Below are 10,726 nucleotides of genomic sequence, written 5' to 3'. Positions count from 1 at the left end.
ATGTGCCCCCGCATGCTCCCACGCCATCCCCGCGAATCGAGCGAATCAGGTCAGGCCATGGTGGAGGCGGCCCTGTCGCTGCCCCTGGTGGTGTTCCTGGTCCTGGGTGCCCTGCAGCTCTTCCTGATGATGCAGGCGCGGGTGATGACCCACTACGCGGTCTTCCGGGCGACGCGCGCGGGCAGCGTGGGCCACGGGGACTGCCAGCGGATGACCCACGCGGCCATCCTCGCGTTGATCCCGACCTTCCACTCGTTCATGGGGCAGGGGACGGGGTCGCTCAACGGTCCCCTGGGGCGCGGCGCGGGGTCGGATGCGCCGCGGCTCCTGGCGAACGCGTTCGCGGCGCGGAGCAACAACCGCTACGCGGGGACGGGCAGCCCGGGCCCCCAGCTGGACGGCGTCCACAACGGCAGCATCGTGTGGATCCAACGCGACCTGGCGGGCGGCGGGGTGGAGAGCCCGGAGGACAAGGACTTCGACCGTCCGGGGCACCTGCGGCGGCTGGAGGTGCAGCTGGTCTTCTGGTACCCGCTGCGCATCCCGTTCGCCAACTGGGTGATGTCGCGCATGTTCCTCGCGCACTTCAACATCCGCCCCTACACGGACGCGAACCCGCTCATCGTCGCCGAGCGCGACGCCAACTGGAACGCGGGCGAGGTCACCCCCTCGCGCGTGCTGGAAGGCGAGCTGGCGATGGAGCTGGCGGAGCGCGTGAACAACCGCCAGTACGTCTTCCCCATCATCACCACGTTCACCATGCGGATGATGACGCCGGTGAAGGCGCGGTTCTTTCCCAGCATGAGCTGCCCCCGGTGACCCCCATGAAGCGCCCTTCCTTCCAGCGCGGTCAGACCCTGGTGCTGTTCGTCCTCAGCATGCTGCTGCTGGTGCTGATGGTGGCCCTCACGCTGTCGTTCAGCATGAAGGTGCGCGAGCGCATCGAGGTGCAGACGGTGGCGGACGCGACCGCCTACTCCAACGCGGTGGCCACCGCGCGCACCTTCAACACCATCGCCGTCATCAACCGCACGGAGATCGCCCACATGGTGGCGTCCGCCGGCGCGGCCAGCCTGCTGAGCTGGGTGAGCCTGTACCGGGGAGAGCTCAACGCGGCGAAGTTCGGCTACGGGGTCTGGCTGCCCGTCTACCAGGCGTTCGCCGCGGCGGGATGCCCGTGCGCGTGGTCCAACGGCTTCTGCGCGCGCATGTGCCAGTGCGGCCTCCGGGGCTCGGCCGACCTGGGCATGCTGATGAGCAAGTTGCAGATGGAGGACCTGCGCGTGGAGGCCGTCTTCCAGTCGCTGGATCCGCTGGTGGGCCTGCAGATGCGCCTGCACCAGATTGCCTCGGGGGCCCTCTACGCCTCCGCGCTGGAGGACTACCAGAGTCTCGAGGACAAAGTGGGCGACCAGGCCTTCGCCAACGACATCCTGGGGGACATCACCGGGCACCGGAGCCCGCGAGACGCGGGATGGCGGGTGCCCTCCGCGGGCAGCGTCTCCCGGGACGAGCTGTCGGACAACACGATGTGCGTGGGCGGCGGCGCGATGTGCAACCCGCTGCCCCTGACGGTGGCCCACCTGGTGGACGCCGCCATGGGCAGCCGTGGCTTCCACTTCGTCACGTCGCGCACGATGATGGACTACGTGGCGCACGACGCCAACCTGGCCTGGGTCATCACGCCCCCCGACATCGCCGCGGTCGTCGCGGGCGAGGGCACGACCTTCTTCGGCAAGCCGGGCCTGCAGTACCCGCTGTTTCCTCCCTATGCCCCGGCGGTGACGGCCGAGGACATCAGCCAGGTGGTCTACCTCTACAACCACGTCGCCCACGGCGGTGGCCCGCCCTGTCCCCTGGCCGTGGGTGGCTCGCTGCCGGCCTTCGCCCAGGTGGCCGCCTCGGGGGGCTTCGCGCCCATGCCGACGCATATCTGGCTGGGGGGCGCGGATCCGTCCCCCTTCATGAACCACATGCTGGCGCCGTGCCTGGGCGGTGTGTCGAGCTGCCCCGGCGTCTGGCCGCCCTTCATGGACTACAACCTGACGGAGCTGTGGCCCAACGGCGAGGGCAACAACTTCGGGCAGCCGAAGAACTTCGCCATCATCCAGCGCGACCGCAGCGCCATGCCGGCCGCGGATCAGGACCCGTGGAACCTGGCGTTCCGCTTCCGCTTCGAGGGCTCCAACCCCAACCCGAACGCGGGCCGGTTCGACAACCGCACCGCCACCATGGCGGACGGCACGCCCCTGGGGGTGCAGACGGCGCTGTCCACCGGCATCGCCTACTACCACCGCGGCAGCAGCGCGAGCTTCTCCCACTGGAGCGAGCCGCCCAACCTGCTCAACCCGTACTGGCGTGCCACGCTGGTTCCCGTGGACACCGACAACTCGGGCCTGGACGACGCCTTCCAGGCGCTGGGGGCCAGCTCTCCTTCTTCCGCCCAGATGATCCGGGAACTGCAGCGCGTGGGCTTCCAGGGGTTCCAGTGATGAGCCAGGTCATCCGGCGTCGTCGGCAGGTCCGCGGCCAGTCCATCGTGGAGGCGGCCATTGGCGTCACGCTGTTCGTGACGGTGCTGGTGTTCGGCATCCACTTCGCGGAGGTGGGCTTCCTGTCGCTGAAGGTGCAGGAGGCCGCGGTGTCCGCGCTGTGGAACGGCACGCACGGGGACATGCACACCATCCCGGTCGACTACGGCGATGGGCACGACTCCATGCGCCGCGCCGCGGAAGACGCGCAGGCGCGCTACGCGGACTTCAACGGCCTGTCGAGCGTCAACCACGGCGATGTCATCACCCAGGTCTTCACGCGCGGCTCGGACCTGCGGGTCAACTGCACGGAGAACGGCGCCCTGGAGTGGGAGGGCCCCTTCGTTACCCAGCTGGCCTACCGCGACGACAAGGGGACGGGATGCAGTTCGCAGGCGACCCTGAGCGCGTGGAACTTCCCCCGCTCGTTCCTGGATCGGGAGTCCGAGGGCGGGCTGTACAAGGCGGATCACATGGACCCCACCCGGGCCAGCTTCCAGGTGTGCGGCGTGGGCCGCGCGGTGTCGGGCCAGTGCAACGGCCGCTACTCCATGCTCATCGATGACTGGGGGCTCGCGGGCGAGCTGGAGTCCAGCACCTGTCTGCTGTTCCAGGACTGGGCGTTGCCGTGCACCAACATCCCGTTCTATTCGGCCACGAAGATCGTCTACGAGCCCACCGCGCTGCTGATTCCGACCTACGGCAGCCTCCTGGCGATGGAGGCCGTCTTCTGGAATCCGCTGCCGCCCCTGGTCCTTCGCAACCGCGAGAAGACCTTCTGGATGAGCGCGGCGGGCGAGGAGACCAACTTCATGCAGTACTTCACCATCCCCGCGCCGCTGGGCAACCTGTGGAACACCTCGCCCGGTGCGCTCATTGGCATCACCACGCCCCATTACGGGATCTCCTACACCGAGCGCTTCGGCAATGGCGGCTGCTTCCTTGGAAAGGATTGTTGAGATGAAGAACCGAAGCCTGCTGCCCGGCGGGATGCTGGCGCTGGTGCTGGGCGTGTGTCTGATGGCCCCCGCCGCGCACGCGGACAGCGCCTCCTGCAACACCGACTGCGCGACCAAGAACGGGGACACCCTCCAGGCCTGCATCAGCGCCTGTCCCGCGCCCGGCGACCCCGGCTCCGCGAAGGCGGACAGCAACCGCACCTGCTCCGTGCGCTGCACGCAGAAGTTCCAGACCCAGTTCAACCAGTGCAAGGCCCGCTGCCCCAAGGCAGACGGCGACACGGGTCCCAAGAAGGCGAATTCCGTCAAGGCCGCGCGTTCGCACCAGCGCTAGGGAATGGGCCGGATGACGCGTGTGCTTCGACGGTGGGTGCTGCTGCTGGCCCTGGGAGGTTCGGCTCCTGGCTGGGCACAGCGGGCGAACTTCACCTGGGAGATTCCCAAGACCGTCAGCGTGGTGGATGTGCCGGGGTCGGTGGACGCCAACGGGGTGCCGGTGAAGCTGCGCGCGGTGCGCAGCAAGGAGAAGCCGGACGTCATCGTCCGGCAGGTGGTGGAGCGCTTCCTGTCCTGGGGCTTCGTGGTGCCTCCCGGGTCGCAGCAGCCGCAGTTGATGCGCGAGCCCATGGTGACCGCCATCGACACGCGCAACTTCATCTCCTACACGGCCATCATCCAGGTGAACCCGGACGGCACCACCACGGTCATCCTGGGCGAGGCGAATCTGGGTGCGGCGAAGGCACCGCCTTCTTCCGGCCTGCCCGTCTTCCCCGGCGGGACGAAGGCGCTGACGGCGGAGACGGAAGGGACGCACACGGTGAGCTATACCGTGGCGAACAAGACGTCCGCGGACGTGGAGGCCTTCTACCGCGAGGAGCTGGGCAAGCGAGGCTACCGCGAGGTGCAGCCCCGCCTGTTCCGGTCCGCCACCGAGGAGCTCCAGCTCTCCCTGGGCGCCACCAAGGACGGTTCGATGGCGGTGCGACTGGTGCGCCGCGCGGCCGTTCCGGACGATGAGCTGTCATCGGGCAAGTGAAGGCCCCTGGATGAAGGACGACGTGACCGACATGAAGACCCGGGATGCGGTGCGAGGCTGGCTGGGATTGATGGCGCTGGGCGCCGTCCTGATGGCGCCCCAGGCGCTCGCGCAGACGTGCGAGGACAAGTGTTCCATCAGCGCCGCGCCCACGCTCAAGGCCTGTGTGAAGAAGTGCACCGCCAAGGACAAGTCGTGCTCGGAGACCTGCACGAAGAAGTTCCAGGCGCAGAAGGCCAAGTGCAGCAAGGGCTGCAAGGGCAAGAAAGGCAAGGCCACGCAGGAGCCGCACACGCACCACCACGACGAGTGAGTTGATTGAAGCTCCCGCGCGGGGGTGTTACGGCCGCTGGAGCCATGAGCGACGCCCCCTCCCGCAAGGACCTCGACGCCACCGTCCACCTGCCGCGCACGGAGTTCCCCATGAAGGGGAACCTGGCCCAGCTCGAACCGCGCCTGCTCGCGTGGTGGGCGGAAGCGGGCGTGTGGAAGAAGCTGCTGGAGAAGAACGCGGGCCGTGAGCCCTTCGTGCTGGCGGACGGGCCCCCGTACGCCAACGGCCACCTGCACGCCGGGCATGCGCTCAACAAGGTGCTGAAGGACATCGTGGTGAAGTTCCGGAACCTGTCCGGACGCCCGTGCGACTTCATCCCCGGCTGGGACACGCATGGGCTCCCCATCGAGCAGGCGGTGGAGAAGCGGCTGAAGGAGCAGAAGCTCGACAAGCGCACCCTGTCGCGCGACGCGCTGCTGGAGCGCTGCCGCGAGTACGCGCTGGAGTTCGTGGACATCCAGCGCACGGAGTTCCAGCGGCTGGGCGTCTTCGGCACGTGGGACGCGCCCTACCGGACGCTCGACTTCGCCTACGAGGCGCAGGAGCTGCGCGAGCTGGCCACGTTCGCCCGGCGGGGCATGCTCTACCGGCGCAAGAAGCCGGTGGCGTGGTGTCTCCAGGACCAGACGGCGCTCGCCGAGGCGGAGGTGGAGTACGCGGAGCACACGTCGCCGTCGGTGTACGTGGCCTTCGACGCGGGACCCTCGCTGGCGGAACGGCTGCCGCAGCTGCGCGGCGAGCGCGTGTCCTTCGTCATCTGGACCACCACGCCCTGGACGCTGCCGGCCAACCTGGCCATCGCGGTGAACCCGACGTTCGAGTACGTCTTCTACCGGCTCGGCGACCGCGTGCTGTGCGTGGCCAAGGACCTGCTGGCGAAGGTGCTGGCGGAGGTGAAGGCGGACGAGCTGGCGGTGAAGCACGTGCAGCTTCCCACCGGGGAGGTGTCTTCGCCGGCGCTGGTGGACCCCTCGCGCATCGTCGCGTACGCCACGGGCGAGGACCTGGAGCACGTGACGTACCAGCACCCGTTCTACGAGCGGCAGGGCCGCGTGCTCCTGGGCGGGCACGTCACGCTGGAGGCGGGCACGGGGCTGGTGCACACGGCGCCGGGGCACGGCCAGGAGGACTACGAGCTCGGGCTCGCGTACGGCCTGGACATCTACAACCCGGTGCGTGCGGACGGCCGCTACGACGACACGGTGGGCGAGGTGCTCGCGGGCCGGCGCGTGTTCGATGCGAACGCGACGGTGCTGGACCTGCTGGTGCAGCGGGGCGCGCTGCTCAATGACAGGACAGACACCGTCACGCACAGCTATCCGCACTGCTGGCGCTGCCACCAGCCCGTCATCCAGGCCGCGACCTACCAGTGGTTCATCCCCATGGACGCGCCCTTCCACGGAACGCAGACGTTCCGGCAGGCGGTGCTGGAGCAGGTGGACCGGGTGCGGTGGGTGCCGTCGTGGGGGCACTCGCGGATCCGGGGCATGCTGGAGGGCCGTCCGGACTGGTGCATCAGCCGGCAGCGCAGCTGGGGCGTGCCCATTCCCATCGCGTACTGCGACGGGTGCGATGAGTCCGTCGTGTCTCCGGAGGTGATGGAGCGCGTGGCGGCGGCGGTGGAGAAGGAGGGCGCGGGCGTGTGGTACCGCACGCCGGTGAAGGACTTCCTCGGAGAGGACTTCCGGTGTCCCCGCTGTGGGAAGGGTGAGTTCCACCGGGAGACAGACATCCTGGACGTGTGGTTCGACTCGGCGTGCATGTTCTCCGCGGTGCTGGGCACGCGGCAGCGCGTGCCGGCGGACCTGTTCCTGGAGGGGAGCGACCAGCACCGGGGCTGGTTCCATTCCTCGATGCTGGTGTCGGTGGGCACGCGCGACGTGGCGCCCTACAAGGCGTGTCTCACGCACGGCTTCGTGGTGGATGGCCACGGCGAGAAGATGTCCAAGAGCCGGGGCAACACGGTGGCGCCGGACAAGGTCATCCAGCAGTACGGCGCGGAGGTGCTGCGGCTGTGGGTGGCGGCCAGCGACTACCGCAACGACGTGCGCCTGTCGGACGCCATCCTCAAGGGGCTGTCGGAGGGCTACCGGAAGATCCGCAACACCCTGCGCTACGCGCTGGGCAACCTGCACGACTTCGACCCGGCGAAGGACGCGGTGCCGGCGGAGGCGTTGTTGCCATTGGACCAGTGGGCGCGCGGTCGGCTGGCGCAAGTGGCGGCGCGGGTGCGGCAGGCCTACGAGGACTATGAGTTCCACCTCGTCTACGCGACGGTGGTGGACTTCTGCGCCAGTGACCTGTCCGCGGTGTACTTCGACATCCTGAAGGACCGGCTCTACACGGCGAAGGCGGACGGGGCCGCGCGCCGGGGGGCGCAGACGGTGCTGCACGAGGTCCTCACGGTGCTGCTGCCCCTCTTGGCGCCGGTGATGAGCTTCACGGCGGAGGAGGCGTGGCAGCACCTGCCGGGCGTCCGCGCCCAGAGCGTGTTCCTGGCGGGCTTCCCCGAACCCGTGGCGGCGCTGTCGCCTGAGCTGGCGGAGCGGTACGCGAAGCTGTTCGCGGTGCGGAGCGCGGTGCAGGGCGTGCTGGAGGTGGCGCGGCGGGACAAGCGCATCGGCGCGTCGCTGGAGGCGCGCGTGGTGCTGACGGCGGAAGGGGCGGTGCGGGAGCTGCTCCAGGCGCACCTGGCGGAGCTGCCCGGGCTGTTCATCGTGAGTCAGGTGGAGCTGTCCGACGCGGCCTCCGAGGCGGCTCGGGCGCTGGACGTGTCGCAGGCGTTCGGTGATGGCGTGTCCCTGTCCGTGGAGGTGCTGCCGGCCCTGGGGACGAAGTGCCCTCGCTGCTGGGTGTATTCAGAAGCGGTGGGGCAGGGCGATGAGGTGTGCCTCAAGTGCCGTGAGGCATTGGGCTGAAGTGTCTGGAGTTGAAGGCGCGGGTCAGGCGGGTTGTTCCAGTCCGCGCAACGTGTCCACCAGGGCCTGCATGCGTTGGTGGTGCGTGCCGGGCCAGAAGACGCGCTGGCAGCTGGGGCACTGGTGGAAGTGGGTGTGGCGTTCGGCGACGCCTTCGGGGACGCGGTCCTGCACCTCGTCCGGGGTCGCCGTGGACAGTGGCGCGTTGCAGGCCATGCAGCGGGAGAAGGGCCGCATGCGCGACGTCAGTCCGTAGCGGCGCACCACCTCCACCAACTGGTCCGCCGGGTCCGTGGCGCGCGGGTAGTAGCCGTGCTCCACCTCCGAACGCTTGAGCACGCCCAGGTCCCTCGTGAGCAGCACCCGCGACTCGTCGTGTGACAGGCGCGCCAGGTGGTCGTCCGCGAAGTCGTTGCGCCACAGGGTGTCGAAGCCGAGCATCCGCAGGAACCCCGACAGCCGCCCCAGCCCCACGTCCAGCACGAAGCGCGGCATCGCCGGGAGCGGCGATCCCACGCGGGCCTCCTGCGGCACCTGTGGCGCCTGGAACGCGGGGTAGACGTCGAGCCGCGTGTCCGCTTGTGCCCGGTGCGCGAAGCCCACCGGCGCGTCGTCCACCAGCACCACGTCCACTTCCGGGTGCGGTGGCCCCAGCGACTCGATGAGGTCCTTCACCGACGGGCTGCCCTGCAGCGCCTGCGTGAACACCCGCCCCCGACGCTCCGGTGCGAGGAAGTCGTTCAGCGCGCCGTGGAACTCCACCGTGAGCTGCCGTGGTGACATCCTGGATTCCTCACGTCGTGCTGCGTCGCGGCTGGGCGGGCAGGGTTCTCAAGTTCTGTGAATGAGAGAGGAGACTTCCTCACGGGCCGTTGGAGGACAGCACGCCTGAAAACTTCTATAATCACGCGCGAGTCGGCGCGCCGAAGCCGATAGCTCCTCCCCCCGCTCCCCTCGGAAGCAAGGATTCAGGTCCACGTATGTCCATGAAGCTCCCCCCCTTTCTCCGAGCGTTCGTGGCGCTCGGTGTCCTGGTGCTTGCCTGTGGCCCGGACGAATCGCCCCTTCCTCCGAGCGGAATCACGGATGCCGGGACCCAGGGCGACGCGGGCACGGACGCGGGGGCTTGGACCTCGTGTGATCCGGCGGCCGATACGGACGCGAGCACGTGCGGGACGAGCGCCTCCTGTGTCTCCATGGAGCTCCCTCAGGGGAACTTCTGCGCGGACATTTGCAGCGACCTGACCCCCTGCCGGGCACCGGGCGCCTACTGCTGTCTCACGCCTCCTGATCAGGACACGGGCGTATGTCTGACCGTCGATGAATGCATCCGGCGGAACTCCGATGGGGGCACAGGAGGCGACGGGGGCATTCCTCCCGACGCGGGCCCTCGTGACGCGGGTCATACCGATGGCACCCCGGACGCGGGCACCGCGGTCGACGCGGGTTCCTCTGTCGACGCGGGCAGCGCGGTCGACGCGGGTTCCTCTGTCGACGCGGGCAGCGCGGTCGACGCGGGTTCCTCCGTCGACGCGGGCAGCGCGGTCGACGCGGGTTCCTCTGTCGACGCGGGCAGTGCGGTCGACGCGGGCTCCTCCGTCGACGCGGGCAGCGCGGTGGACGCCGGCTCCACGGTCGACGCAGGCTCCTCCGTCGACGCGGGCAGCGCGGTGGACGCCGGCTCCACGGTCGACGCAGGCTCCTCCGTCGACGCAGGCTCCTCCGTCGACGCAGGCTCCTCCGTCGACGCGGGCACCTCGGATGGCGGCTCGGACTCGGACGGCGGCTACACGCAGATCCGCATCATGGCGGCCAACATCACCAGCGGGAACGGTCAGGACTACGACCCGGGCCACGGCCTCCGGCTGATGCAGGGCGTGAAGCCCGACGTCGTGCTCATCCAGGAGTTCAACTACAAGTCGAACTCCGTGGCGGACATCCGCGACATGGTGGACACGAACTTCGGCACGGGCTTCTCGTACTACCGCGAGACCGGGGCGCAGATCCCCAACGGCATCATCAGCCGCTTCCCCATCATCGAGTCGGGCGAGTGGAAGGACCCCAAGGTGTCCAACCGCGACTTCGCCTGGGCGCGCATCGACATCCCGGGGCCGCACGACCTCTGGGCCGTCAGCGTGCACCTGCTCACCAGCAACGGCACCGACCGCAACGCCGAGGCTACGAGCCTGGTGAACTTCATCAAGGGCAAGTTCTCCCAGGACGGCGTCCCGGCCAGCGACTACCTGACCATCGGCGGCGACTTCAACACCGACACCCGCTCCGAGTCCTGCCTCACCACCTTCAAGCAGGTGGTGACCACCGTCGGGCCGCACCCCGCCGACAAGAATGGCAAGGACGGCACCAACGCGGGCCGCAGCAAGCCCTATGACCACGTGCTCGTGGACGACGACCTGTACCTGTACCGGGTGCCCACCGTGATTGGCGGCAGCAGCTTCGCCAACGGCCTCGTCCTGGACAGTCGCGTCTACATCCCGATTGCGGAGATCTACCCCGCGCTGTCGAGCGACAGCGGTGCCTCCGGCATGCAGCACATGGGCGTCGTGAAGACGTTCCTCACGCCCAACTTCTAGCCGGCGCAACACGGCGCGGCCGGGCACCCCACGGTGCCCGGCCGGGCCCTCAGAAGCTCCACTTGTGCTTGTTCCTCGCCAGGAAGCGGGACACCGGCGGGATGCGCGCGATGAGCGGCGTGAGCACGAACACCGCCGCCAGCCGCAACGGCCTCACCACCTGCGACGCCACGTAGGCCGCGCCCCACGCGCCCGCCTGCGCCCCGGTGCCCTGCGGCTGGAAGCCCGCCCGGATGGCCATCCAGAAGCCCACGATGACCAGGCCGAAGATGACGTAGTTCACCGCGAGGGCCAGCGGGCCGTAGTCCACCAGCAGCGCCTTGAAGCGCGCCAGCAGCGAGGGCTTCCCTGCCGGGG

At 69.1% G+C, this 10,726-nt stretch carries 10 protein-coding genes; 8 read left to right on the top strand and 2 right to left on the bottom strand.

The window, feature by feature from the left end; translation table 11 throughout:
* The 7 genes from D7V93_RS27620 to ileS form a co-directional block, all read left to right on the top strand.
* Nucleotides 1–819, top strand: an 819-nt coding sequence (locus tag D7V93_RS27620; protein ID WP_279636952.1) for a TadE/TadG family type IV pilus assembly protein, incomplete at its 5' end; no start/stop codon positions are given.
* A gap of 5 nt (nucleotides 820–824) precedes the next feature.
* Complete coding sequence (locus D7V93_RS27615; RefSeq protein WP_120646239.1) at nucleotides 825–2,492, top strand: pilus assembly protein TadG-related protein; 1,668 nt, start codon at nucleotides 825–827, stop codon at nucleotides 2,490–2,492.
* Nucleotides 2,492–3,490, top strand: coding sequence for a pilus assembly protein (locus D7V93_RS27610; RefSeq protein WP_120646237.1), 999 nt, complete (start codon nucleotides 2,492–2,494; stop codon nucleotides 3,488–3,490). The genes D7V93_RS27615 and D7V93_RS27610 overlap by 1 nt, the downstream gene beginning before the upstream one ends.
* Before the next feature lies 1 nt (nucleotide 3,491).
* On the top strand, nucleotides 3,492–3,824 hold the full coding sequence (locus D7V93_RS27605) for a hypothetical protein (RefSeq protein ID WP_120646236.1): 333 nt from the start codon (nucleotides 3,492–3,494) through the stop codon (nucleotides 3,822–3,824).
* Between the two features lie 12 nt (nucleotides 3,825–3,836).
* Nucleotides 3,837–4,526, top strand: a complete 690-nt coding sequence (locus D7V93_RS27600; protein WP_120646235.1) for a hypothetical protein — start codon at nucleotides 3,837–3,839, stop codon at nucleotides 4,524–4,526.
* 10 nt (nucleotides 4,527–4,536) lie between these two features.
* Nucleotides 4,537–4,839 (top strand): hypothetical protein, encoded by a 303-nt coding sequence (locus D7V93_RS27595; protein WP_120646234.1) that lies wholly within the window; start codon nucleotides 4,537–4,539, stop codon nucleotides 4,837–4,839.
* Nucleotides 4,840–4,883: 44 nt separating this feature from the next.
* Nucleotides 4,884–7,778: an isoleucine--tRNA ligase gene (gene ileS / locus D7V93_RS27590; RefSeq protein ID WP_120646233.1), complete on the top strand. Its 2,895-nt coding sequence runs from the start codon at nucleotides 4,884–4,886 to the stop codon at nucleotides 7,776–7,778.
* A gap of 24 nt (nucleotides 7,779–7,802) precedes the next feature.
* Here the strand turns inward: ileS and D7V93_RS27585 are convergent, their stop codons facing one another.
* Nucleotides 7,803–8,561: a Mut7-C RNAse domain-containing protein gene (locus tag D7V93_RS27585; RefSeq protein WP_120646232.1), complete on the bottom strand. Its 759-nt coding sequence runs from the start codon at nucleotides 8,559–8,561 to the stop codon at nucleotides 7,803–7,805.
* 413 nt (nucleotides 8,562–8,974) lie between these two features.
* Between D7V93_RS27585 and D7V93_RS27580 the strand changes: the two genes are divergently transcribed.
* Nucleotides 8,975–10,369: an endonuclease/exonuclease/phosphatase family protein gene (locus tag D7V93_RS27580; RefSeq protein ID WP_341870967.1), complete on the top strand. Its 1,395-nt coding sequence runs from the start codon at nucleotides 8,975–8,977 to the stop codon at nucleotides 10,367–10,369.
* 49 nt (nucleotides 10,370–10,418) lie between these two features.
* Here the strand turns inward: D7V93_RS27580 and D7V93_RS27575 are convergent.
* The coding region (locus D7V93_RS27575) for a hypothetical protein (protein WP_244237542.1) at nucleotides 10,419–10,726 on the bottom strand (308 nt) is incomplete at its 5' end.

Origin of the sequence: Corallococcus llansteffanensis (assembly GCF_003612055.1) — a bacterium.
In the GTDB taxonomy this organism is placed as follows: domain Bacteria; phylum Myxococcota; class Myxococcia; order Myxococcales; family Myxococcaceae; genus Corallococcus; species Corallococcus llansteffanensis.
The sequence above is the reverse complement of the archived record's forward strand: the minus strand, read 5'-3'. Positions and strand labels throughout refer to the sequence as shown.

Coding starts and splice junctions, on each gene's coding strand:
- D7V93_RS27615 (WP_120646239.1), top strand. CDS start 825: ATGAAGCGCCCTTCCTTCCAGCGCGGTCAGACCCTGGTGCTGTTCGTC.
- D7V93_RS27610 (WP_120646237.1), top strand. CDS start 2,492: ATGAGCCAGGTCATCCGGCGTCGTCGGCAGGTCCGCGGCCAGTCCATC.
- D7V93_RS27605 (WP_120646236.1), top strand. CDS start 3,492: ATGAAGAACCGAAGCCTGCTGCCCGGCGGGATGCTGGCGCTGGTGCTG.
- D7V93_RS27600 (WP_120646235.1), top strand. CDS start 3,837: ATGACGCGTGTGCTTCGACGGTGGGTGCTGCTGCTGGCCCTGGGAGGT.
- D7V93_RS27595 (WP_120646234.1), top strand. CDS start 4,537: ATGAAGGACGACGTGACCGACATGAAGACCCGGGATGCGGTGCGAGGC.
- ileS (WP_120646233.1), top strand. CDS start 4,884: ATGAGCGACGCCCCCTCCCGCAAGGACCTCGACGCCACCGTCCACCTG.
- D7V93_RS27585 (WP_120646232.1), bottom strand. CDS start 8,561: ATGTCACCACGGCAGCTCACGGTGGAGTTCCACGGCGCGCTGAACGAC.
- D7V93_RS27580 (WP_341870967.1), top strand. CDS start 8,975: ATGGAGCTCCCTCAGGGGAACTTCTGCGCGGACATTTGCAGCGACCTG.